The organism is Streptomyces albospinus, assembly GCF_014648695.1.
Lineage (GTDB): Bacteria > Actinomycetota > Actinomycetes > Streptomycetales > Streptomycetaceae > Streptomyces > Streptomyces albospinus.
On record NZ_BMRP01000006.1, the window covers coordinates 243,556 to 265,982 of the forward strand.

Below are 22,427 nucleotides of genomic sequence, written 5' to 3' on the forward strand. Positions count from 1 at the left end.
CGTGCACCGGCAGCCGCTACGCCGTGACGATGTTCACCAGCTTCGGCGCCCGGACGATCACCTTGCGGATGCCCGCGCCGCCCAGCGCCGCGACCACCGCCGGCTCCGCCAGCGCGGCGGCCTCCAGGTCGGCGTCGGAGATCGACGGCGCGACCTCCAGCCGGGCCTTGACCTTGCCCTTGATCTGGACGACGCAGGTGACGGTCTCGTCCACCACGTACGCCGGGTCGGCCACCGGGAAGTCCGCGTGCACCACCGAGCCGGTGCGGCCCAGCTTGCGCCACAGTTCCTCGGCGATGTGCGGGGCCAGCGGGGCGATCAGCAGCACCAGCTGCTCCGCCACGGCGCGCGGGACCGCGCCTCCCGCCTTGGTCAGGTGGTTGTTCAGCTCGGTGATCTTGGCGATGGCGGTGTTGAAGCGCAGGTTCGCCATGTCCTGGGTGACGCCGTCGATGGCCTTGTGCAGGGCCCGCAGCGTGGCCTCGTCGGGCTCGGCGTCGACGACGGTGACCTCACCGGTCGCCTCGTCCACGACATTGCGCCACAGCCGCTGCAACAGGCGGTACTGGCCGACCACGGCGCGGGTGTCCCAGGGACGGGAGACGTCCAGCGGGCCCATCGCCATCTCGTACAGGCGCAGCGTGTCCGCACCGTACTCGACGCAGATCTCGTCCGGCGTGACCGCGTTCTTCAGGGACTTGCCCATCTTGCCCAGCAGCCGGGAGACCTTGCCACCCTCGTAGTAGAAGACGCCTCCGTCGTGCTCCTCGACCTCCGCCGCCGGGACGGCGATACCGCGGGTGTCCCGGTAGACGTACGCCTGGATCATGCCCTGGTTGTACAGCTTGTGGAACGGCTCGGCGGACGAGACGTGCCCCAGGTCGTACAGCACCTTGGACCAGAAACGGGCGTACAGCAGATGCAGTACGGCGTGCTCGGCGCCGCCCACGTACAGGTCGACGCCGCCGTGCGGCTGACCCTCGCGCGGCCCCATCCAGTACTGCTCGACCTCCGGGTCGACCAGTGCGCCGTCGTTGTCCGGGTCCAGGTAGCGCAGCTCGTACCAGCACGAACCCGCCCAGTTGGGCATGGTGTTGGTCTCGCGGCGGTACTGCCGCACGCCGCGGCCGTCGCCCAGGTCCAGCTCGACGTTGACCCAGTCCTCGTTGCGGGACAGCGGGGTCTCGGGCCGGGTGTCGGCGTCGTCCGGGTCGAAGGTGCGCGGCGAGTAGTCGTCGACCTCGGGCAGTTCCAGCGGCAGCATCGAGGCGGGCAGCGGGTGTGCCACGCCGTCCTCGTCGTAGACGATCGGGAACGGCTCGCCCCAGTAGCGCTGGCGGCTGAACAGCCAGTCGCGCAGCCGGAAGTTGACGGTGCCCTCGCCGATGCCGTGGGCGGTCAGCCAGTCGGTGATCTTCGCCTTGGCCTCGGGCACGCCCAGGCCGTCCAGCGAGATGGTGTCGCGGGACGAGTTGACCAGCTTCGCGTCGTACGAGGCGAACGCGTCGTCCCAGGCGGCGGGGTCGGTGCCGCGGCCGTCGGTGGGCTCGACGACGCAGCGCATCGGCAGCTCGAAGGCGCGGGCGAAGGCGAAGTCGCGGGTGTCGTGCGCCGGGACGGCCATGATCGCGCCGGTGCCGTAGCCCATCAGGACGTAGTCGGCGATGAAGACCGGGATCCGCTCGCCGCTCACCGGGTTGGTGGCGTGGACGCCGGTGAAGACGCCGGTCTTGTCCTTGGCCTCGGCCTGCCGCTCGACGTCCGACTTGGCGGCGGCCTGCTTGCGGTAGGCGGCGACGGCCTCGGCCGGGGTGGCGTGACCGCCGGTCCACACGTCGTGGGTGCCCTCGGGCCAGGCGTCGGGAACGATGGAGCCGGTGCCGTTGTCGGAGCCGGCGATCAGCGGGTGCTCCGGGGCCAGCACCATGTAGGTCGCGCCGAACAGGGTGTCCTGGCGGGTGGTGAAGACGGTGATCTTGTCATCGCCCACGGGGAAGTCGACCCGGGCGCCCTCGGAGCGGCCGATCCAGTTGCGCTGTTGCAGCTTGATGGCCTCCGGCCAGTCCAGCGCGTCCAGGTCGTTCAGCAGCCGGTCGGCGTAGGCGGTGATGCGCATGTTCCACTGGCGCAGCTTGGACTTGAAGACCGGGTAGTTGCCGCGCTCGGAGCGGCCCTCGGCGGTGACCTCCTCGTTGGCCAGCACCGTGCCCAGTCCGGGGCACCAGTTGACCGGCGCGTCCGAGGCGTACGCCAGGCGGTACCCGCCCAGGACGTCGGCCCGCTCGATGGGGCTCAGCTCGCTCCAGGGGCGGCCGTCGGGCGTCTGCCGGGTGCCGGCCTCGAACTGGGCGACCAGGGTGTCGATCGGGCGGGCGGCGTCCGCCTCCGGGTCGTACCAGGAGTTGAAGATCTCCAGGAAGATCCACTGGGTCCACTTGTAGTACGCCGGGTCGATCGTCTCGATCGAGCGGCGCCGGTCGTGGCCCAGGCCCAGCCGGCGCAGCTGGCGCCGCATGTTGACGATGTTGGCCTCGGTGGAGACCCGCGGGTGGGTGCCGGTCTGGACGGCGTACTGCTCGGCCGGCAGGCCGAAGGCGTCGAAGCCCAGGGTGTGCAGGACGTTGTGGCCCGTCATGCGCTGGTGGCGGGCGTAGACGTCGGTGGCGATGAAGCCCAGGGGGTGGCCGACATGCAGCCCCGCGCCCGAGGGGTAGGGGAACATGTCCATGATGAACTTCTTCGGGCGGGCCACCAGCTCGGCGTCGCCGGCCAGGCCGCCCCTCGGGTTCGGGGCCTCGTAGGTCCCGTCCGCCTCCCAGAAGTCCTGCCAGCGTGCCTCGATGTCGGCGGCCAGCGCGGCCGTATAGCGGTGCGGCGCTGCCACCTCGGCAGCCGAAGTCGTCTCGCTCATCGTCCTCAAAGCTCCATCGATCGTCTCTGCCTGCGGCTGCTGCGGACACGGTTCCTGCCGAAACAAAAATGCCCCTCACACAGGAGGGGACGCCGCGCCGATGCCGATCCGGGCGGCCACAGCACATGGCCCGGTCGGGACTGAGTCAGCGCGGCCCGCTAAGCAGAAGGCGTACGGCACACATGGCGCCAGGGTACCGCAGGGGCAACAGGGCCCGCGCCCGGGTTTCCCCCGGCGCGGGCCCCGCGGCCGTTGCGCCACGCTCCGCCACCGCCGCGCCCATGAGGTCACGGATCACGCGGAGCGGTGGTGCGGGCCCCTGGCATCAGGGGCGGTAGGAGCTCACATATCCGGCGCCCGGCGAGCCCACGCCGGTGACGTCGTCGTAGCCGACGGTCGCGTGCAGGGAGCTGTCCGCACCCAGGGTGCGCAGCGACGTCGTGGTGCCCTTGGCGGCGTCCGCCCCGTTGACGTAGTCGACACGGACGACCGCCAGGCCACGGCCGGCACCCAGGGGGTGGTCGGTGACGTCGTGGTACGCGGCGGTGCCGTAGCGCTGGTAGATGGCGGGGTTGGCGAAGCCGATGGCGACGCCGTGCCGGGCCTGCGTCGCCAGCGCCTGGACGCCCGCGATGACCGGCGCGGCCAGGGAGGTGCCGCCGATGCGGTACTCGTCATAGCCGAGCTTGCCGTTGGGCAGGGTCTGGGTCTGGCCGACCAGGAAGCCGGTGTTGGGGTCCGCCACGGCCGAAATGTCCGGGACGGTCCGCATCGCACTGCCACCGTTGGCCTTCGCCAGCCCGTCCGGGACGACACCGCGCTGGTAGAAGGGCTGCGGGACACTCTTGCTGGTGCCGCCGCCCGCGCCGCCGTTGAAGGTGCCCGGGAAGTCGGTCCAGCCGCTGCCGTCCTTGGAGAGCACCGCCTTCTGGGTGCCCCAGCCGGTCTCCCACTGGTACGTGTTGCCCTTGCCGATGGCCAGGGAGGTGCCGCCGACCGCGGTCACCCACGCGGAGTTCGCCGGGGTGCCCACCTGCTTGCTGCCGGTCTTGGCGACCTCGTCGCCGTCGTCACCGGAGGAGAAGTAGAAGCCGATGCCCTGCACCGCGCCCTGCTGGAAGAGCTGGTCGTAGGCGGCGGCCACGTCCGGGGTCTCGTTCGCCTCGACGTCGCCCCAGGAGTTGGAGACGATGTCCGCGAGGTGGCCGTCGACGACCTTGCCGAGCGAGTCCAGCAGATCGTCGTCCTGGCAGGAGGCGGAGCCGACGTAGACGATGTCGGAGGCCGGGGCGACCGCGTGGACGGCCTCGACGTCGAGGGTCTCCTCGCCGTACCAGCCGGCCGCTCCGCAGTCCTTGATGTGCGTGTAGTCCTTGGGCAGCACCTGCGACAGCTGGCCCTTGCGGTAGCGGGGGTCGCCGTTGCGGTGCGCGTAGGTCTCCGCGTCCTTGGCGATGGTGGGCGAGGCGTACGCGTCGGTGATCGCGACGGTGACGCCCTTGCCGGTCCAGTTCTTCGCCCCGTAGGCGGCGCGCAGCTGCTTGCCGGTGTAGCCCTTGATCGCGTACGACGCCTTGCCCCCGTAGGCCGACGGCAGGCCGGTGTTCGTCCGGGAGCCGTAGTACGAGGAGAACGGCCCGGCGTTGCGGAAGACCGGGGAGGGCGGCGGCAGTTGCGCGGAGTGGTGCTGTGCGAACCGCGGTGCGTTGTCCAGGCCGGTGACCGTCAGGACCGCGTCGGACACCGATCCCGGCGCGGAGGCGGTGGCCGACGGCGCGTGGTAAGTGTGGCCGCTCTTGCGGTAGTTGTGCAGGTCGGTCGCGAAGGCCCGCTCGGCGGCAGCCGCGTCGCCCTTGACCGTGAGAAAGCGGTTGGTGGTTCCGGTGACCGTCAGGCCGGACTTTTTCAGCCAGGCGGTCACCCTGGCTATCTGGTCCTGCGTGGCACCGTAGCGGGCGCGCACCTGGGCGGGGCTCAGGTACTTCCCGTACGCGGCGGAGTGCGGGTCGGACACTGCCTTGGCGTACTCCGCGAGGCCCTTGGCGTCGCGGCCGGCCAGATAGACCCGGGCGGTGACGTCCGTGGAGCCGGCGGTGGTGCCCTGGTCGGCCTGGTCGGTGGCCCACTGCGGCTTGGTGCCTTGCAGCGCGTGCCGGCCCCCGTCGTGGCCTGCGGCGTCGGCGGCCGGCGCGCCGAGCGCCAGCGTTCCGACGACCAGCGGCAGCGCCGCTGCCCAGGCCAGACCGGCACGGGCTCGCGGCGATCTGGTACGGCTTGCTCTCATGTAACCCCCTGCTGTGGCGATGCGGTGCGCTACGTGGTGACGCGCTGCGCCGGTGCGCCGATGCGCGACCCCTCACGAGCGGTGAATGCGTCGGATGTGACGCTCACGCGATTCGCCACTCTTTCGGTGAACCGTTCATGTCAGGGATATGCGATCACCAAGAAGAGACCAAGGAATGGCAATGTCCGGGCAGGGGTGACCTCTGAGAGGACGCGCAACTCTCCCTGGCGGACGCATCGTTGACCGAATATCGGCGCAACCCCGGAGAAACTCCCCCGCCCTGGGCGCTATCGCCGGCAACACGCGACAGAGCGGGCCGTCCGTTTCGGACGACCCGCTCTGTCTTCTGTGGAGCTAAGGAGAATTGAACTCCTGACCTCCTGCATGCCATGCAGGCGCTCTACCAACTGAGCTATAGCCCCAGGTCTTGTCTCCGCTGCGGTTTTCCCTTCGGCTCCCCGCTGCGGCATCGCCTACATTACACGGACCTCCCCGCCTTCTGCCAAATCGCCCACCCGTCACCCGACCACCGCCCCTGAACGAGGCCCTTCGGGCCGCAGCGCCCCTGGGGGCCCTCCGGTGGGACGCGAGGTACTGTCGGCGAGCCGTGCCCGATTCGTCCAGGGGAGCCCGTACGCCGTGACCGCGCCGGAGCTGGAAGCGCCCACCGACCCCCGCGGTCCGCGCCCCGTCATGGGGGCAGTCCGCCGCCACCCGACCCTCGCGGCGGCGCTGGTCTGCCTGGTCTCCTTCGCCGCCTTCTGGGTCGTCCAGCGGATGGCGCATGTGTCGATGGTCGACCTCATGGTCTACCGCGCCGAGGGCTGGACCGCCCGCAACGGCGAGGACCTCTACGACATGGTGGCCACCTCCGCGCACCTGCCCAACACCTATCCTCCCTTCGCCGCGCTGCTGTTCATCCCCCTCACCTTCTTCGGTGTCGGGACGATGCGCACCCTCGCCACCGCCGGCAACCTCGTGCTGCTCGTCGCCGTCGTCCACCTCTCGCTGCGCCTGGTCGGCCGGCCCCGGCGGCTGCCCCGGCCCGCCGCGACGCTGGCGCTCTCCGCGCTGCTGGTGTGGTGCGAGCCGGTCTGGACGACGCTGCGCTACGGCCAGATCAACCTGCTGCTCGCCGTCATGGTGCTCTGGGACCTGACGCGCCGGGACAGCAACCGCTGGGCGGGCATAGGCATCGGTATCGCCGCCGGCATCAAGCTGACCCCGGCGCTCTTCGCCGTCTTCCTCGCCCTGGCCGGTGCGGTCCACGCCGGTCGGATGCTCCGCTCCGGCGCGGGCCGCCGCGCCGCCTGGAACCCCTGGCTGCGGCAGGCCGCCGTCGCCACCGGCACGTTCTGCGTCACCGCCCTCCTCTCCGCGATCGCGCTGCCGCGCGACTCGCACCGCTTCTGGACCGAGATCGTCTTCGCCGCCGACCGGGTCGGCGAGGTGGAGATCACCGCGAACCAGTCGCTGCGCGGCGCCCTGGCTCGGCTGCTGCACACCGACACCCCGGACGCCGCCTGGCTCGTCCTGGCCGCCCTGACGGCGGCGGCCGGGCTGTCCCTGGCCACCGGGTCGCTCTTGCGCGGCCAGCGCTCCTGGGCGACCCTCACCTGCGCCGCGACCGCCCTGCTGGTCAGCCCGATCTCCTGGTCACACCACTGGGTGTGGGGCGTCCCGATGCTGGTCCTGCTCGGCTCCGAGGCCCTGGAGCACACCGGCGCCGCCGCGCGCCGCTGGTGGGCGGTGACCGTGGCGATGGGGCTGATGTTCTGCTCGTTCGCACTGTGGTGGGTGCCACACGCCTGGCACCAGCACGCGGAACTGCACCAGAACGGCGGCCAGATGCTGCTCTCCGCCGTCTACCCGCTCGCCGGGCTGACGCTGCTGGTGCTGACCGCGGTCCGGCTGCGGCGGCTCACCCGGAACGACGCCCGGAGCGGTACCGACGGCGCGGGCAACACCGGCGAGGACGGTGGCAGTGCCGGCGGCGGCAACGGCCCCCGTCAGGCCGCGGTGGCCGGCGATATCTGAAGCCGCCGCACCCGCCCGGTAATTGGCCGGCGGCCTTTCCGGGCTCCGCCGGACCCGCGGGCTTTGTCGGCCGGTCCGGCACGGCCCGTATGACCGGCCGTAAGGCGAGCCGTACCCCGGCGCGCTGCGCGTCCTTCCATAACCGCCCCCGTCACGCTGTCCCGTGCCGCCGCGGCCGGTTCCGGCGGCGGCTCGTGCTGCGGGAACGCACGGCCGTTCCGCGGGAGTTCCGACTTACCGAAGACGATCGAAACTGTTCACCGATGCCCTGCGTCGCCCGGAAATGACCGCGTGACGGAAATGCGCGGCCGGGCCGACGGGCCCCAACTCACGCCGTGGCGAACGAATAGAACCGTTTCAGCGTGCAGTGCTCGTCCAGCAGCCGCCCGTAGATCGGCTCCCCTTCGAGCTCCCGGTAGGTCTCGATGGGATCGCCCTTTATCACCAGGGCACGGGCACATTCCTCGCACCAGTACTGGTAATCGGCGTTGACCGGTTCCATGTCGCGGACGATCGGCGTTCCGCTGCCGCACCAGTCGCATTTCCTGCTGTGGGCGCATCCATCAGCTCCAACTGTGGCCGCAGGCCGTACAGACGAAGGAAATCCCCCCGTTGTCACCCAGTACCTGGGCGACGTGGGAGGAACCGCACGAGGGGCACTGGAGAGCGGAACCCTCACTACCGCCACCACCACACACGGAAACCGGACCGTCGACAGGGCAGGTGAAGCGGAGCGCGTATTCCGGCAGCCAGTCATAACCCTGCGCCTCGGCCACTTCGAGGAGGTCATTGACCTCCTCAAGGATGCTCGTAGGCATCGCGATCTCTCCTCCCCTGGCGGCGCCGTCCGATTCTGCCACGGACCGCCCACCGGGTCAGGTCCGCCTTCCCGTCACCCCCCACCGCCCAGCCGAACGCCGCCGCCCCGGCCGGCAGACGCCGGCCGATTCGGGAAGAGCGTCCCGAAAAGCGATGCCCTCACGGGATGCAGCCGCTGCGGCAGCCGCCATCACAGCCCCACCGCCCCGTGGGCCAGGGCCGTCGGAACGAACGTCAGCCCGGTGCGCAGCGCGCTGTAGTGGAGCGCGTTCCGGAAGTGCGGCGTCAGCACGAGCGTATGGCCCGCGTTGACGGCCATGACCACGGCGATCCGCACCACCTTCCGGGGCATTCCGGGCGCGCCGATCACCCGCGGCGCGATCAGCGGCGCCCCGCCGCGCCCGCGCAGCAGCCGCCCCGAGCCCTTCGCCCGGCCGTCCGCGGCGCCGTTGTCAGTGCCACCGGCTTTCATGGCGGGTGGAGTTGACGGGGTGCCGGCGGCGCCCGCGAGGTGAGGGCGTCCGTGGTCTTTCCGGTCGTGTCGTCTCTCCTGCCGAGAGCCTGGAGGCGGACGGATACGGGGAACGAGTGCCCGCCGCGACGACGGGAGTGTGAGCAGCGTGACGACGGCCCGACCATCGCACTCGCCCACGGCCCGGCCCACAACGTGCCGTGGCAGCTGGTCACGATGCCGCGATGCCGCCGTGCCGCTGCACGATCCGCAATCGCGACGAGGAGTCCCCGGCCCCGGTCGCCCAACTCCGCGGGGCCTGCGGGCGCATGCCGGAGAGCCCTCGTGGGAGACCCCGATCGCCGGCTGTCGCGGGCCGGTGAGGAGTGCGCGCGCCAGTGGGCGAGCGGCGACGTCGCACCGCACGCCCACCGCATGAAGGTGGTCCGGTACGCCCCGGTCGGCGAGGTGCGGCTGATATCGACGTCGCTGGGGGCGGGCGCGGCGCCCGAGACCCGGATCGTGGTCTCCACCCCGGCCGACGAGGAGCGCCGCGGGCGGACGGCGGTGCTGCGCACGGTCCGTGCCTCCGCTCATCGGCTGCCCGGCGCATCTGTGGCCCGCCTCCGAGGCCCGCGCGGAGCTGGAGCGGAAGGGGGAGCGCGGCGGGACCGCGCCCCGCAGCCCCGGCCGGCGGCGTGCGCGCCAACTCCGGGGCCCGCGGCCCGAAGCACGCCGCCACGCGGTGCTCGGTGCTCGGCGCTCGGCGCTCGGCGAAAACGCGAAGATCCCGCCTCCTGCTGGAGACGGGATCTTCCGGGTTGTGGAGCTAAGGAGAATTGAACTCCTGACCTCCTGCATGCCATGCAGGCGCTCTACCAACTGAGCTATAGCCCCGGGTCTTGTTCCGCCCCTCCGGGTTTCCCCCGGCGGCGCCGCGAACAAGAAGAACTTTAGCCTGCGACCTGCCCGGATGTGAAATCCGGTCGGCCGCCCCCGCTCCGGAGGCTCAGGCGTCGTCGCCGAGCACCGGCTCCGGGAGGGTGCCGGCGTTGTGCTCCAGCAGCCGCCAGCCGCGGGCGCCCTCGCCGAGGACCGACCAGCAGCAGTTCGACAGACCGCCCAGGCTCTCCCAGTGGTGGGAGTCCAGGGCGAGCATCCGCCCGATGGTGGTGCGGATCGTGCCGCCGTGGCTGACGACGACCAGCGTGCCCTCGTCGGGCAGCTTGTCGGCGTGGTTGAGCACCACCGGGGCGGCCCGGTCGGCGACCTCGGTCTCCAGTTCGCCGCCACCGCGGCGCACCGGCTCTCCGCGCTTCCAGGCGGTGTACTGCTCGCCGTACTGCGCCAGGATCTCGTCGTGCGTCAGGCCCTGCCAGGAGCCCGCGTAGGTCTCCCGCAGCGCCGGGTCGTGCGTCACGTCGAGACGGGTCAGCGCGGCCAGCTCGCGCGCGGTCGCCGCGGCCCGGCTCAGGTCCGACGCGATGATGGCGTCCGGCCTCAGGGCGGCGAGCAGCCGGGCCGAGCGCCGCGCCTGGGCGAGGCCGGCCTCGGTCAGCTCGATGTCCGTCGAACCCTGGAAGCGGCGCTCCAGATTCCAGGCCGTCTGGCCGTGGCGCCACAGGACGACGCGGCGACCCCGGCCGCCCTTTCTGCTGTTCAGAGCAGATCTCCGTCCTCGTGGCCCGCGGTGGCCTCGGCATGCGCGGCGGCCTTGCCGCGGGTGGCCTTGGCCTCCTCGGGGAGGTCGAGCTCGGGGCAGTCCTTCCACAGGCGTTCGAGCGCGTAGTACACCCGCTCCTCGCTGTGCTGGACGTGGATGACGATGTCGACGTAGTCGAGCAGCACCCAGCGGGCTTCCCGGTCGCCCTCGCGGCGGACCGGCTTGGCGCCGAGATCCTTGTTGAGTCGTTCCTCGATCTCGTCGACGATCGCCTTGACCTGGCGGTCGCTGGGCGCGGAGGCCAGCAGGAAGGCGTCGGTGATCGAGAGGACGTCACTGACGTCGTAGGCGATGATGTCGTGCGCGAGCTTGTCGGCCGCTGCCTGAGCGGCGGCGTTGATGAGCTCGATGGAGCGGTCCGTGGCGGTCACAAGCGGCTTTCCGGGTCGGGGGCTGCGTCTCCGGCCGGGGCGCGCCGCGGCCCGCCGGTCGGTCGGATCAGCGGTCAGGTACCCCTCAAGGGTCTCACGGACCACCGACACTCCCGGCGGGCTTTTCGGGCCCGCCGGTCGGTGCCGGTGTTCGACCAGGTCAGCCCTTGTAGTCCTGGCCCAGGACGACGCCGATGTCCGCGTTCGAGGCGACCTTGCCCTGGGTGACCGCGCCGGCCGGGAGGCCCAGCGTCTTGGCGACCTCGGCGGCCTTCGCCTTCTGGCCGGCGTCCGCGTACGTCACCTGGGAGGTGGCCGCCGTGGTGTCGCTGCCGCCGTCGACGAAGGTGTAGCCGCCGTTGAGGAGCGCGACCTGGGCCTTGCCGGAGGCGGCCTTGTCGCCGGAGGCGTTGCGGACCGAGACCCGGGGGGTCGCGCCGGGGGCGGTCTTCTTGACCGTGCCGCCGAGGACGTCCTTGACGACGCCGGCCGCCGTGGACGGGCTGAGCGTCCCGTCGGCCTGCACGGGCAGCATCGTGGTGGTGTAGGCGCCGGTCTTCGCCAGCTCCGCCCGCTGGGCCAGCGAGCTGCCCAGCTGGGCCTCGGTGAGCGGCGGGTCGAGCACCTGGAGGAGCGTCTTCACGGTGGCGGTGGCGCCGTCCGCGTCACTGGACACCTTCTTGAGGGTGGCCTGCATGACCTGCCCGAACCGCGTCAGCTGCTTGGTCTCGCTCTCGCCCGGCCCCTGGTAGGTGGCGTAGGCGACGGCCGCCTGCCCGTTGAGGACCTGGCCGGAGCCCTGCTTGACCACCGGGGAGTCGCCCTTCTTGGCGCCCGGTACGGCGGCGTCGGTGTCGACGGTGATGCCGCCGACCGTCTCGACCAGGTTCTCCAGGTAGGGGGTGTCCAGCCGCCAGCTGGCCTTGAGGTCGGCGCCCAGGAGGGTGTTGAGGGACTCCCGGGTCGGGTCGGTGCCCTCGTCCTTGACGGACTTGCCGAGGGTGGTGGCCGAGCCGTCGTCCTTGGTGACGATGAGGCTGTTGGGCAGCAGGACGGTGGTGCCCTTGTGGGTGGTCTCGTTGTCCACGAGGAGGGCCGTGGAGCTGTTGCCGGTCTTGGTGTCCCGCAGATTCACGACGAGGACGTCCCGTTTCTGCGCGCCGGCCGCCGTGGCGGCGGCGCCGCCCGCGCCGGAGAGCCCCGGCAGCTTGCCGGCCCACCACAGGTAGCCGACCCCGCCGGCCACGAGGAGGGCCAGCACGACCGACAGCGCGACGATCCGGCTGCGCCCGCGCCGCTTGGCCTCCTCGCGCCGCTCGGTGCGGCTCTCGGTGAACTTCAGCCAGTCGATGACGTCTTCGGAGTCCTCGTCCGGCTCCTCGATGAACGAGAACTGCTCGGTGCCGTAATCGGGCGCCCCGGAGTCCGGCGCGGCCCCCTCGGCCTTCTTGGAGCCGGCCGGTGCGGTCGGCTCCGCCGGGCGCCGCTGCGGCGCCTCGGTGTGCTGCTCCCCGTAGGCGAACTGCTCGGGGACCTGCTCGTAGGCAGGCTGCGGGGCCTGCTGCGGGATCCACTCCCCCTGGTGGGGCTGGTGGGGCTGCTGCTGCGGCTGGGCGTACGGGTCGTACTGCTGGGGGTACCCGGGCTGCTGCTGCACCTGCTGGCTGCCGTAGGTGTCATAGCCGTACCCCGGCTGCGCCTGGTACGACTGCCCGCCCTGGCCGGGCTGCGCCCCGTAGGGGTCGTAGCCGTCGTGGGCCGGCGGTGCGGTCTGCGGGGCCGGCTGCCCGTAAGGGTCGTAGTGCTGCTGCTCGTACGGCTGCTGCGGCGCCTCCTGGTGCACCGGCCGGCCGTAGGCGTCGTAGGCGTGGTAGCCGTGGCTCTGCTGTCCCCGACCCTGCCCCTGGGCATACGGGTCGTGGGCATACGGGTCCTGCGGCACGTACGGATCGTGTCGGTCACTCACCGGTACCCCTTTCCGTCAGCCCCGTCAGCGATCGTCGCGGTACAGCTGCTTCTTGTCGATGTAGCGCACCACACCGTCCGGTACCAGGTACCAGACCGGATCCCCCTGGGCGACGCGTGCCCGGCAGTCGGTCGAGGAGATGGCCAGCGCGGGCACCTCGACGAGCGACACCGCTCCCTCGGGCAGCCCGGGGTCCGCGAGGACGTGGCCGGGCCGGGTCACCCCGATGAAGTGGGCGAGCGAGACCAGCTCCGCCGCATCGTGCCAGGTCAGGATCTGACTGAGCGCGTCGGCGCCGGTGATGAAGAACAGATCCGCGTCCTGATGTTCCGCTCGCAGATCACGCAGCGTGTCTATCGTGTACGTCTTGCCGCCGCGGTCGATGTCGATGCGGCTGACGGAGAACTGCGGGTTCGACGCGGTCGCGATGACCGTCATCAGATACCGGTCCTCGGCCGGGGACACCTTCTTGTGGCTCTTCTGCCACGGCTGCCCCGTGGGCACAAAGATGACCTCGTCGAGGTGGAACTGGCTGGCCACCTCGCTGGCGGCGACAAGGTGTCCGTGATGGATCGGGTCGAACGTGCCGCCCATCACTCCGAGTCGCCGCTTCACGGGTCCTGTGTGCTCTCCCATGCGTGCAGACCCTACTTGGCGGGACGCGTCGCCGGGGGCCGGGTGTTCAGGCTCAGTGGTCGCGGTTGAAACGGGTGGTGATCCAGAGCAGGAGAAGCAGGATGAAAAGGGCGCCACCACCGGTGATGAACGGGTTGAGGCTGTCGTGGTTGCCACCCTTCATCCCGCCTTCGGCGAGGGTGACCAGGGACTGTGCGGTGGAGTGCAGACTCATCGTTGGCAGGACCAATCCGGGCGGGTTTCGGACAGAGGCTTCCGCCACATCGTAAGCGCCGCGTCACCGGGGGCTCACGCCGACTCCGCCCGAAGGCGCCCGGCCGGCGTCGGTGCCGGTCGCGGCGGGTGCCGGTCCCGGTCGTCAGTCCTGGTTCCCGTAGCCGCGCAGCAGGAACCACGCGAGCAGCGCGGCGCCCACGACGCCGACGATGATCACGGTGCGCAGGAGCCAGCCGGGGCCGTCCCCCCTGGAGGTCTCCTCGGCGGCGGCGAGCAGCAGGCTCGGATGCGGCATGGCGGTGGCTCCCTTTTGTGGCGGCCTGTTCGGGCTTGGATGCGCTCGCCAGCGTACGCCCGGGCATCCATTCCGCTGTCGGTGGCGTCCTCTAGGCTGAAACACACGCAGTCGAACAGGGGGAGGCCCCAATGACGGAGAGCCCAGACGGCAGCGCCAACGTACCGAGCAGGGACCGCAGGCGGTTCCCCGGCATCTCGTCGCGGTCCTACGAGCACCCGGCGGACCGCTCGGCGCTGGTCGCGCTGCGCAAGCTGAGCGGGTTCGACACCGTCTTCAAGACGCTGAGCGGCTTGTTGCCGGAGCGCAGCCTGCGGCTGCTCTTCCTGTCGGACTCGGTCCGGGTCGGCGAGCAGCAGTTCGCCCACCTCAACGACATGCTGCGGGACGCCTGCCACATCCTGGACCTGGAGAAGGTCCCGCCGATGTACGTCAATCAGGACCCGCAGCCCAACGCCATGTGCATCGGCCTGGACGAGCCGATCATCGTGGTCTCGACCGGCCTCGTCGAGCTGCTCGACGAGGAGGAGATGCGGGCGGTCATCGGCCACGAGGTGGGCCACGCCCTGTCCGGGCACGCGGTGTACCGCACCATCCTGCTGTTCCTGACGAACCTGGCGATGAAGGTCGCCTGGATCCCGCTGGGGAATGTCGCCGTCATGGCGATCGTGACGGCGCTGCGCGAGTGGTTCCGCAAGTCGGAGCTGTCCGCGGACCGCGCCGGCCTGCTGGTCGGCCAGGATCTCCAGGCGTCGATGCGCGGCCTGATGAAGCTGGCCGGCGGCAACCACCTGCACGAGATGAACGTGGACGCGTTCCTCAAGCAGGCCGAGGAGTACGAGGCCGGCGGCGATCTGCGGGACTCCGTGCTGAAGATCCTCAACCTCCTCCCGCGCAGCCACCCGTTCACCACCGTGCGGGCGGCCGAGCTGAAGAAGTGGGCGGAGAGCCGCGACTACCAGCGCATCATGGACGGCCACTACCCGCGCCGTGACGAGGACAAGGACGCGTCGGTCTCCGACTCGTTCAAGGACTCCGCCACGCACTACGCCGAGTCGGTCCGCAACAGCAAGGACCCGCTGATGGGCCTGGTCCGCGACATCGCGGGCGGCGCGGGGGACTTGGGCGGCAAGCTGCGCGACACGGTGTTCGGGTCGCGCTCCGACGGCTCCGGTGGGGCTAACGGATCGGATGGCTCGGGTTCGGCTGGGAAGTAGCCGAAAGCTCGCCGCAGAGCGAGGCGTTGGGCCGGCCCGTGGCGTAGGGGTCGGTGCCGGCGGGCCGGTCGGTGCCGGCGTGCTGGCCCGCGAGCAGCGGACGCAGCACGTCGGCCGGGTTCGAGGAGCAGGCCAGCGGTCCTGCCTGGAGGGTGCTCTGGAGCACCTCCAGGCGGTGGTCGTTGAGGTCGTCCCGGCTGAACCGGAAGTGCATCTCGCGCCGGACGGTGAACAGCGAGGCGGCGCCCGGCGTCGGCGTGCCGGTGTTCTGCCCCGCGGCGCCGTCCTGCGGGGCGCCGGCGGCCGGCCGTACTGCGTAGACGAAGGTGTAGTCGGCGGTGACGTCCAGCGCGTCGGAGCTCAACTCCATCGCGGACAGGGTGCCGTTGACCCGCACGTTGCGGTCGGCGAGCTCGGTCCGCCCGGGGTCGAAGCGGACCAGCCAGCCGGTCGCCGCATAGCGGCCGTTGTCGTCGGGGTGCGCCATGCTCCGGTCGAACTGGTCGAGTTGGCCGGTGTCCAGCAGCAGCCGCACCGGCCGTACGGACCCGCCGGTGAGGGTGGCCGGGTCCACCGACGAGCGGACGAGGTAGTCCTTGGCGATGGTCAGCGCGGTGACGATCTGGCCGTCCGAGAAGTGCGCACTGCGCTCGACGTCGGGGAGGTTGACGCCCGCCGCGCCGATCCGGAAGTCCGCCGCCGGGCTGTGCGCGAAGAGGTCGGCGGGCGTCGCGCCCGGTACGGTCCCGGGCGGCGTCAGCGGCACCACCGCGGACCGCAGCGGCTGCGCGCGGACCGGCTCCGGGGCCTTGTACGGGTGGCGTATGCCCATATAGACGGCGGTGCCGAAGGCCAGCACGATCAGCAGCACCAAGAGGATCGCCTGGCGGGAGCCGCCCGGCCGCAGCCACGCGTGGCGGGTCCGCACGGCCGGTGAATGGTGCTCGCCGAGCCGCTCGTCGGCGGAGAATTCCTGAAGGCGCGCAGCGCGCACGAACGACTCGTCGAAGACAACGGATCGGTACTCGTCGTCACCGCCTCCCGGGGCGCCGTCGGGCGTCCCTTCGGGAGGGTCACCAGGCCGGCTCATACAACAAGGGTAGGTCTGCCGGGGCGAAGGTAAACGCCGGGAACTGCCACAACTTCACGTCAGTGCGGCTTGGGCACGGCGGAGGACGACGGGCGCTGCGGCACCGCGGAAGCGGGCGGCGGCAGGCCGGGGCGGGGCGTGTGCACGGTGCCCGCGCCGCCCGCGGACGGGGTGCCGGTGGCCGGTGTGTCCACCCCGCTGCTGCTGGTCGGCGTCGCCGGGCTCTGGGTGCGTCCGGCGGCTCCTCGATAGACGGCGCTGAAGGCCAGCGCCACCAGCCCGATGCCCATCACCACGGCCAGCACCCACGCGATGGGGCGGTGCCAGCGCACGCTGCCGCGGTACGGGCGCAGGGCCCCGCCGTAGGGGCCGTACGGGCCGTCGGCCGGATAGCCCTCGTCGTCGTAGGGCCCGTGGCCGCCGGCCGCCGCGTAGTCGAAGTCGTCGCCGTCCGGGCCGAACCCAGGCCCCGGGCGGGCTGCCGCCTCGGCCTCCGCGCGCGCCTCGGCGGCGGCCAGTATCCGCTCGACCGCCGAGGGTTCATGGATCGTCGCGGACCGTACGAATTCCTCGTCGAAGACCACGGACGCGAACTCCTCGTCCGCTTTTCCGTGGCTCCCGTGGTGGTGCTCGTCGGGCTCTTCGCCGTCCGGGAACGGCGTGCCCCCCACGTCGTCCGGCACCCGTCCAGGGTAGCCCCGGCCGGACTTTTTGGGCAGAGAGCGGAGCGGCCGAACAGCGCGCGGAACGGAGCCGTCCGCGGGGCGGTTCAGCGGGTGTGGCCGTCGCCCGTGACGATGTACTTCGTGGACGTCAGCTCCGGAAGACCCATGGGACCGCGGGCGTGCAGCTTCTGGGTGGAGATGCCGATCTCTGCGCCGAAGCCGAACTGGCCGCCGTCGGTGAAGCGGGTCGAGGCGTTGACCGCGACCGTCGTGGAATCCACCAACTGGGTGAACCGGCGAGCGGCGGCCTGCGAGCCCGTGACGATCGCCTCGGTGTGGCCCGAGGTCCAGCGCCGGATGTGCGCCACCGCCGCGTCCAGGTCGGGCACCACGGCCGCCGCGATGTCGTACGAGAGGTATTCCGTCGCCCAGTCCTCGTCGGTGGCCGGGGCGACCAGACCGGGGCCGGCCTGCTGCCAGGCGGCGTCGCCGTGCACCACCACGCCGGCCTGGGTCAGCGCCTCCAGGGCGCGCGGCAGGAACTTCTCGGCGATCCCGGCGTGCACCAGCACCGTCTCGGCGGCGTTGCAGACGCTGGGACGCTGCGCCTTGGAGTTGATGAGGATGTCGATCGCCATGTCGAGGTCGGCGGCCTCGTCGACGTACACATGGCAGTTGCCGGTGCCGGTCTCGATGACCGGGACGGTGGACTCCTCGACGACCGTGCGGATCAGGGCGGCGCCGCCGCGCGGGATCAGCACGTCGACCAGCCCGCGGGCGCGCATCAGCTCGCGCACCGAGTCCCGGCTCTCCCCGGGCACCAGCTGCACCGCGTCGGCCGGCAGCCCGGCGCTCTCCACGGCGCCGCGCAGCACGTCCACCAGCGCGCTGTTGGAGGCGTACGCGGAGGACGAGCCGCGCAGCAGCACGGCGTTGCCGGACTTCAGGCAGAGCGCGGCGGCGTCCACCGTCACATTGGGCCGGGCCTCGTAGATGATGCCGATCACGCCGAGCGGGACCCGGACCTGGCGCAGGTCGAGGCCGTTGGGCAGGGTCGAGCCGCGCACCACCTCGCCCACCGGGTCGGGCAGCGCCACGACCTTGCGGACGTCGTCGGCGATGGCCGCGATCCGCTCGGCGGTGAGGGTGAGCCGGTCCACGATCGAGGGGGAGGTGCCGGCGGCCCTGGCCTTCTCGACATCCCGGGCGTTGGCGGCCACGATCGCGTCGGTCTGCGCCACCAGCGCGTCGGCGATGGCGAGCAGCGCCCCGTCACGGGCCGCACGCGGCAGCGGCGCCAGGACGGCGGCGGCCTCCTTGGCACGGCGGGCGGTGTCGAGGACGGGCGAGGACTGCGATGCACTGCTGGTCATGGCCGCAGCCTAACGCCGCCGCGGCCCGCGGCCGTGCCGGATTCCACAGAGCGGGACACCGGTGTCACCGGCAGGACGGGGCTGGGGAAAAACCCCGCGGGCCCGGCGGTGACCCACCGGCCGCGCTCAGTAGGGGTGGACCCCGACCGGTGACGCCGGCGGCGGACCGTAGCCCTCGGCGACGCGCTGGTGGTAGGTCTCCCGGTCGATGACCTCCAGGCCGACGATCTCCCACGGCGGCAGCTTGGCCGTCGAGCGGTGCTCGCCCCACAGCCGCAGCGCGACCGCGGCGGCGTCGTGCAGGTCCCGGGCCTCCTCCCAGTAGCGGATCTCCGCGTGGTCGTTGGCGTAGCGGCTGGTCAGCAGGAAGGGATGGTCGTGGGCGAGCTGCTCCAGCGACCGCCGGACCTCCTTCAGCGGAGCCTCCGCGCCCGAGACGCTGAGGGTGATGTGCCACAGCCGGGACGCCTCGCGGCGCTCGCCCTCCGGCGCCGGCTGCGCGGCCCCGTCCCGCTCCGCGCGCCGGTCGTCCGCCGGCCGGGCTGCTTCGCCGCCGGTCCCGACGCTGGTCAGTGCGCGCTCCGCCGTCCCTCGGGGCGGTGCCCCTGGGCGCCCTCGTCTCACCGGCGGCCTCCTGTGATGCGAATCGCTCCGCCCCGAGGGTGCGGAGCCGACTGGTGCGGTCGTACTTCGGCGTCTGCGCTCGCGCGCTGCGGGCGCCGCTCCCCGACGGCGCCCCCGCAACAAAGTTGACCAGTCCGCGGCCCGTCGCGGGGGCGTTTTGCCGAAGGTGCCCGTGGAAAGGCCGGTGCACGCCGGTCCCGGAGGAGCCGGTCTCAGTGATGCAGCAGCACAAGATCGTCGCGGTGCACGACCTCGCGCTCATACGCCGGTCCGAGCTCGCGGGCCAGATCCCGGGTCGAACGGCCAATCAATCGAGGGATTTCCCGGGCATCGAAGTTGACGACCCCGCGGGCGACCGCACGGCCGTCGGTGTCCCGCAGCTCGACCGGGTCGCCGGCGGAGAACTCCCCCTCGACGGAGGCGATGCCGGCCGGCAGCAGCGAGGAACGCCGCTCGACGACGGCCCGCACCGCCCCGTCGTCCAGTACCAGCGCGCCGCGCGGTGCGGAGGCGTGCGCCAGCCACAGCAGCCGGTCGGCGGAGCGGCGGCCGGTGCGCAGGAAGTGGGTGCCGGTGGTGGCGCCGGCCAGCGCGTCCCCGGCGTGCACGGCGGAGGTCAGCACGACGGGGATGCCGGCCGCCGCCGCGATCCGGGCCGCCTCGACCTTGGTGACCATGCCGCCGGTCCCGACGCCGGCCTTGCCCGCGCTCCCGATCGAGACGCCCTCCAGGTCCTTGGGGCCGGTGACCACCGCTATCCGGGACGTGCCCGGGGTGGACGGGTCGCCGTCGTAGAGGCCGTCGACGTCGGACAGCAGGATCAGCAGGTCGGCGCGGACGAGATGGGCGACCAGCGCGGCCAGCCGGTCATTGTCGCCGAACCGGATCTCGTCGGTGGCGACGGTGTCGTTCTCGTTGACGATCGGCACCGCCCCCATGGCCAGCAGCTGGTCGAGGGTGCGGTACGCGTTGCGGTAATGGGCCCGGCGGGCGGTGTCGTCGGACGTCAGCAGCACCTGGCCGACCCGGCGGCCGTAGCGCGCGAAGGACGCGGTGTAGCGGGCGACCAGCAGGCCCTGGCCGACGCTGGCGGCGGCCTGCTGCCGGGCCAGGTCCCGCGGGCGGCGCTCCAGGCCCAGGGGGGCGAGTCCGGCCGCGATGGCCCCGGAGGAGACCAGCACGATCTCCTTGTCCTGGTGCTTGGCCAGCACGTCCACCAGCGCGTCGACACGGTCCGCGTCCAGCCCCCCGGTGGCGGTGGTCAGCGAGGACGAGCCGACCTTCACCACGATCCTGCGGGCGTCCGCGACGTCCTGCCTTGCCCCTGCCACCTGCATACCCCTGTGCTCGCCGATCCCACTGCCGTACGAATTCCGTACAGCCGCAATCTACGGCAGCGGCCCCCTCGGGCGCGTCGGCATATCGCCTGGCGGACGCCCCGGCGGACACCGGAAACCTGCCTCCCCGACCTATGTCCAAATTTTATTAAGACGGTAAAGGCGGTCATGAGGTTGCGTTCGACTGGTCCGCTTTCGCGGTGAAGAGAGCCACAGCAGATTGTCACCAAGGCCAACAAGGTCATACGGTCGGGTGTCCATCGGTCCCGTTTCGCCGCTCTTGTGGCGTTGCAGCGCGGGACCCGGCCGCTGTCCCCGGCCTCCCCCTGACCTTTCTTGCCGCCAGGAGCCCCCTCCCGTGCCTTCCGCCGGAATCGCCCCCAGACGAGCCGCACAGCTCGCGGCGCTCTTCGCGATGATGGTCGCGTTCATCGCCCAGCTCATCGGCGCGCTGCTGCCCGTCATTCCGCTGTTCATCGCCGCGTCCGTGGTGAACCTCGGACTCGACCTGGTCCTCCAGCACCAGCAGCCCGGCCTGCTCGCCGTACTGGGCCGGATCCGCCTCGACGTGACGGTGCGTCAACTGCTGCGGGACATGGTGATACTGGTCGGCCTGCTGCACATCGACGGCATCAACCCCCTGGAGGAGCAGGCACCGCTCACCATCACGCTGCTGCTCTTCTACGGCACCCACTTCGTGTGCCAGACGGTCGCGGTCCTGGTCCGCAGGGCCCGCACCCTGCCGATCGTCACCCGCAACATCGACGCGAGCGCGCTCGCGCTGACCGACGCCCCGCCGCGGCTGCTCTTCCGGCAGACCGGCCGGCGGCTGCTGCGCTTCTCGGTGCCCACGACGGCGGGCATGATGGTCACCGCGGTCACCGGCAACGCCTCCTGGGGCGGCCTCGGCATCGCCGTCGCACTGCTGCTGTCCGCCGGCGGCACCCTCTACCTGAGCACCTGGCTGCTGCCGAAGAAGCGGGCCCTGGACGAACAGCGCGCCCTGGCCTGGCTGGACCGCTGGCTGGCCGCCTACCGGCCCACGGTCGGCATGTACTTCTCCGGCGGCTCGACCTCCGCCTACCAGGCCAACATGTGGCTCGGCACCCTCGCCGAACTGGGCGGCAATCCCATCATCGTGCTCCGCGAGCGCTTCATGGTGCAGAAGATCGAGGCCACCGACATCCCGATCGTCTGCATCCCCAAGGTCACGCACCTGATGCGTCTGGAGCGCTCCACCCTCAAGGTCCTGCTCCACCCGGCGAATTCCGGCAAGACCTCGCAGATCCTGCGGATCCCCTCCATCAAGCACGCCTTCATCAACCACGGCGAGAGCGACAAGCTCTCGTCCTGCAACCCGTACGCGAAGGCGTACGACGAGGTGTGGGTGGCCGGCCCGGCGGCCCGGGACCGCTACCAACTCGCGGACATCGGCGTCGAGGACAAGGACGTCGTGGAGGTCGGCCGCCCCCAGCTGGCGCCGATCCGGCCCTACGAGGGCGCCCCGCTCGGCCGGTTCACCACCGTGCTGTACGCGCCGACCTGGGAGGGCTGGGACGGAAACCCCGGCAACACCTCGGTGATCCTGGCCGGCGAGAACATCGTCCGCGCCCTGCTCGCCGACCCCAAGGTGCGGCTCCTGTACAAGCCGCACCCGATGACCGGCTCCGTGGACCCGGGCGCGGGCGCCGCCGACGCCCGTATCCAGGCGATGATCGCGGAGGCCAACGCGCGGCGCGGCGGTGCGCTGCCCGGCCCCGAGGCCGCCGCCGAACTGGCCCGCCGCACCGCGGAGCTGGACCGGCTGACCACCGCCGACTTCCGCGCCAGCGCCGACGAGCCGGAGCGGATGCGGCTCCAGGGCACCCCCGAGGAGGGCCGCGCCGCCGCCGTCGACGCCGCCGTCGCCGCCTGGGAGGACGCGTACTGGAACTCCCTCCCCGAGTGGGAGCACCTGGTCATCACCACCCCCCGGCCCGGCATCTTCGCCTGCTTCAACCAGGCGGACGTGCTGATCAGCGATGTCTCCAGCGTCGTCTCCGACTACCTGACCAGCGAGAAGCCGTACGCGGTCGCCAACACCTCCGGGCTGGACGAGGACGACTTCCGGGCGCACTTCCCGACCGTGCGGGCGGCCACCATCCTGGCGCCGGACGCGGACGGGGTGGCCGGCCTCCTGGACACGGTCCGCCATCCGGAGCGGGACGGCCTGGCCGCGGCCCGCGCCGAGCTCAAGGAGCACCTCCTGGGCCCGTCCGACCCGCCGTCCGCGGTCCGCTTCGAGGAGGCCGTGCGGAACCTGTGCACCAAGGCCGACGAACGCCGCGTACGGATGGAGAGCCGGCTCTCCGGCATCCCCGTGCAGCGCTCGCAGCGGGGCCTGAACGCCGCCGGGACGGCCGGGCACGGCGC

Annotated in this window: 20 protein-coding genes and 2 tRNA genes; 4 read left to right on the top strand and 18 right to left on the bottom strand. The window is 71.7% G+C overall.

Annotated features, from left to right (window positions below; translation table 11 throughout):
• Window positions 1-16: 16 nt before the first annotated feature.
• From IEZ17_RS11735 to IEZ17_RS11745, 3 genes are all read right to left on the bottom strand, one after another.
• Window positions 17-2,911: a leucine--tRNA ligase gene (locus IEZ17_RS11735; RefSeq protein WP_189299210.1), complete on the bottom strand. Its 2,895-nt coding sequence runs from the start codon at window positions 2,909-2,911 to the stop codon at window positions 17-19.
• 325 nt (window positions 2,912-3,236) lie between these two features.
• Window positions 3,237-5,195, bottom strand: coding sequence for a S53 family peptidase (locus IEZ17_RS11740; RefSeq protein WP_189299212.1), 1,959 nt, complete (start codon window positions 5,193-5,195; stop codon window positions 3,237-3,239).
• A gap of 349 nt (window positions 5,196-5,544) precedes the next feature.
• Window positions 5,545-5,617: transfer RNA gene (locus IEZ17_RS11745), tRNA-Ala, on the bottom strand.
• Between the two features lie 217 nt (window positions 5,618-5,834).
• Between IEZ17_RS11745 and IEZ17_RS11750 the strand changes: the two genes are divergently transcribed.
• The gene (locus IEZ17_RS11750; protein WP_189299214.1) at window positions 5,835-7,232 is read left to right on the top strand and encodes a glycosyltransferase 87 family protein; all 1,398 of its coding nucleotides are present in this window, start codon (window positions 5,835-5,837) and stop codon (window positions 7,230-7,232) included.
• Window positions 7,233-7,560: 328 nt separating this feature from the next.
• On the opposite strand, the gene IEZ17_RS11755 is transcribed toward IEZ17_RS11750, so the two are convergent.
• From IEZ17_RS11755 to IEZ17_RS11765, 3 genes are all read right to left on the bottom strand, one after another.
• Window positions 7,561-7,734 carry a hypothetical protein gene (locus tag IEZ17_RS11755; RefSeq protein ID WP_189299216.1) on the bottom strand — a complete coding sequence of 58 codons (174 nt, stop codon included), beginning with the start codon at window positions 7,732-7,734 and terminating at the stop codon, window positions 7,561-7,563.
• Window positions 7,735-7,795: 61 nt separating this feature from the next.
• Window positions 7,796-8,050 (bottom strand): hypothetical protein, encoded by a 255-nt coding sequence (locus IEZ17_RS11760; protein WP_189299218.1) that lies wholly within the window; start codon window positions 8,048-8,050, stop codon window positions 7,796-7,798.
• A gap of 191 nt (window positions 8,051-8,241) precedes the next feature.
• Window positions 8,242-8,523, bottom strand: coding sequence for a hypothetical protein (locus tag IEZ17_RS11765; protein ID WP_189299220.1), 282 nt, complete (start codon window positions 8,521-8,523; stop codon window positions 8,242-8,244).
• Window positions 8,524-8,718: 195 nt separating this feature from the next.
• Here IEZ17_RS11765 and IEZ17_RS44410 point away from each other — a divergent pair, with 195 nt between their 5' ends.
• Window positions 8,719-9,345 (top strand): MmyB family transcriptional regulator, encoded by a 627-nt coding sequence (locus tag IEZ17_RS44410; protein WP_373299792.1) that lies wholly within the window; start codon window positions 8,719-8,721, stop codon window positions 9,343-9,345.
• On the opposite strand, the gene IEZ17_RS11775 is transcribed toward IEZ17_RS44410, so the two are convergent.
• The 7 genes from IEZ17_RS11775 to IEZ17_RS11805 all read right to left on the bottom strand — a co-directional run bounded on the left by IEZ17_RS11775 (window position 9,327) and on the right by IEZ17_RS11805 (window position 13,709).
• Window positions 9,327-9,399: transfer RNA gene (locus IEZ17_RS11775), tRNA-Ala, on the bottom strand. The two genes, IEZ17_RS44410 and IEZ17_RS11775, sit on opposite strands and share 19 nt — an antisense overlap.
• Before the next feature lie 112 nt (window positions 9,400-9,511).
• Window positions 9,512-10,165 carry a histidine phosphatase family protein gene (locus tag IEZ17_RS11780; protein ID WP_189299284.1) on the bottom strand — a complete coding sequence of 218 codons (654 nt, stop codon included), beginning with the start codon at window positions 10,163-10,165 and terminating at the stop codon, window positions 9,512-9,514.
• Window positions 10,162-10,596, bottom strand: coding sequence for a ribosome silencing factor (gene rsfS, locus IEZ17_RS11785; protein ID WP_043264307.1), 435 nt, complete (start codon window positions 10,594-10,596; stop codon window positions 10,162-10,164). The genes IEZ17_RS11780 and rsfS overlap by 4 nt, the downstream gene beginning before the upstream one ends.
• A gap of 160 nt (window positions 10,597-10,756) precedes the next feature.
• Window positions 10,757-12,562 (bottom strand): LCP family protein, encoded by a 1,806-nt coding sequence (locus tag IEZ17_RS11790; RefSeq protein WP_189299225.1) that lies wholly within the window; start codon window positions 12,560-12,562, stop codon window positions 10,757-10,759.
• A gap of 24 nt (window positions 12,563-12,586) precedes the next feature.
• Complete coding sequence (nadD, locus tag IEZ17_RS11795; RefSeq protein ID WP_159503794.1) at window positions 12,587-13,198, bottom strand: nicotinate-nucleotide adenylyltransferase; 612 nt, start codon at window positions 13,196-13,198, stop codon at window positions 12,587-12,589.
• A gap of 52 nt (window positions 13,199-13,250) precedes the next feature.
• Window positions 13,251-13,412 (bottom strand): hypothetical protein, encoded by a 162-nt coding sequence (locus IEZ17_RS11800; protein WP_189299227.1) that lies wholly within the window; start codon window positions 13,410-13,412, stop codon window positions 13,251-13,253.
• A gap of 144 nt (window positions 13,413-13,556) precedes the next feature.
• The gene (locus tag IEZ17_RS11805; protein WP_189299229.1) at window positions 13,557-13,709 is read right to left on the bottom strand and encodes a hypothetical protein; all 153 of its coding nucleotides are present in this window, start codon (window positions 13,707-13,709) and stop codon (window positions 13,557-13,559) included.
• 131 nt (window positions 13,710-13,840) lie between these two features.
• Between IEZ17_RS11805 and IEZ17_RS11810 the strand changes: the two genes are divergently transcribed.
• Window positions 13,841-14,926, top strand: coding sequence for a M48 family metallopeptidase (locus IEZ17_RS11810; protein WP_189299231.1), 1,086 nt, complete (start codon window positions 13,841-13,843; stop codon window positions 14,924-14,926).
• On the opposite strand, the gene IEZ17_RS11815 is transcribed toward IEZ17_RS11810, so the two are convergent.
• The 5 genes from IEZ17_RS11815 to proB all read right to left on the bottom strand — a co-directional run bounded on the left by IEZ17_RS11815 (window position 14,889) and on the right by proB (window position 20,009).
• Window positions 14,889-16,016 carry an SCO2583 family membrane protein gene (locus IEZ17_RS11815; RefSeq protein ID WP_189299233.1) on the bottom strand — a complete coding sequence of 376 codons (1,128 nt, stop codon included), beginning with the start codon at window positions 16,014-16,016 and terminating at the stop codon, window positions 14,889-14,891. The two genes, IEZ17_RS11810 and IEZ17_RS11815, sit on opposite strands and share 38 nt — an antisense overlap.
• Before the next feature lie 59 nt (window positions 16,017-16,075).
• On the bottom strand, window positions 16,076-16,699 hold the full coding sequence (locus IEZ17_RS11820) for an SCO2584 family spore wall biosynthesis protein (protein WP_189299235.1): 624 nt from the start codon (window positions 16,697-16,699) through the stop codon (window positions 16,076-16,078).
• Window positions 16,700-16,785: 86 nt separating this feature from the next.
• Window positions 16,786-18,054, bottom strand: a complete 1,269-nt coding sequence (locus IEZ17_RS11825) for a glutamate-5-semialdehyde dehydrogenase (RefSeq protein ID WP_189299237.1) — start codon at window positions 18,052-18,054, stop codon at window positions 16,786-16,788.
• Window positions 18,055-18,180: 126 nt separating this feature from the next.
• Window positions 18,181-18,678 (bottom strand): DUF8830 family protein, encoded by a 498-nt coding sequence (locus tag IEZ17_RS11830; protein ID WP_189299239.1) that lies wholly within the window; start codon window positions 18,676-18,678, stop codon window positions 18,181-18,183.
• Window positions 18,679-18,890: 212 nt separating this feature from the next.
• Window positions 18,891-20,009, bottom strand: coding sequence for a glutamate 5-kinase (gene proB / locus IEZ17_RS11835; protein ID WP_229852169.1), 1,119 nt, complete (start codon window positions 20,007-20,009; stop codon window positions 18,891-18,893).
• Between the two features lie 364 nt (window positions 20,010-20,373).
• Between proB and IEZ17_RS11840 the strand changes: the two genes are divergently transcribed.
• Window positions 20,374-22,427 (top strand): hypothetical protein (locus tag IEZ17_RS11840; RefSeq protein ID WP_189299243.1); only part of this gene is annotated, 2,054 nt, incomplete at its 3' end.

What these genes read in the sequence shown, in the direction of transcription:
- IEZ17_RS11735 (WP_189299210.1), bottom strand. Translation starts at nt 2,911, where the DNA reads ATGAGCGAGACGACTTCGGCTGCCGAGGTGGCAGCGCCGCACCGCTAT.
- IEZ17_RS11740 (WP_189299212.1), bottom strand. Translation starts at nt 5,195, where the DNA reads ATGAGAGCAAGCCGTACCAGATCGCCGCGAGCCCGTGCCGGTCTGGCC.
- IEZ17_RS11755 (WP_189299216.1), bottom strand. Translation starts at nt 7,734, where the DNA reads ATGGAACCGGTCAACGCCGATTACCAGTACTGGTGCGAGGAATGTGCC.
- IEZ17_RS11760 (WP_189299218.1), bottom strand. Translation starts at nt 8,050, where the DNA reads ATGCCTACGAGCATCCTTGAGGAGGTCAATGACCTCCTCGAAGTGGCC.
- IEZ17_RS11765 (WP_189299220.1), bottom strand. Translation starts at nt 8,523, where the DNA reads ATGAAAGCCGGTGGCACTGACAACGGCGCCGCGGACGGCCGGGCGAAG.
- nadD (WP_159503794.1), bottom strand. Translation starts at nt 13,198, where the DNA reads ATGGGAGAGCACACAGGACCCGTGAAGCGGCGACTCGGAGTGATGGGC.
- IEZ17_RS11800 (WP_189299227.1), bottom strand. Translation starts at nt 13,412, where the DNA reads ATGAGTCTGCACTCCACCGCACAGTCCCTGGTCACCCTCGCCGAAGGC.
- IEZ17_RS11805 (WP_189299229.1), bottom strand. Translation starts at nt 13,709, where the DNA reads ATGCCGCATCCGAGCCTGCTGCTCGCCGCCGCCGAGGAGACCTCCAGG.
- IEZ17_RS11810 (WP_189299231.1), top strand. Translation starts at nt 13,841, where the DNA reads ATGACGGAGAGCCCAGACGGCAGCGCCAACGTACCGAGCAGGGACCGC.
- IEZ17_RS11815 (WP_189299233.1), bottom strand. Translation starts at nt 16,016, where the DNA reads ATGAGCCGGCCTGGTGACCCTCCCGAAGGGACGCCCGACGGCGCCCCG.
- IEZ17_RS11825 (WP_189299237.1), bottom strand. Translation starts at nt 18,054, where the DNA reads ATGACCAGCAGTGCATCGCAGTCCTCGCCCGTCCTCGACACCGCCCGC.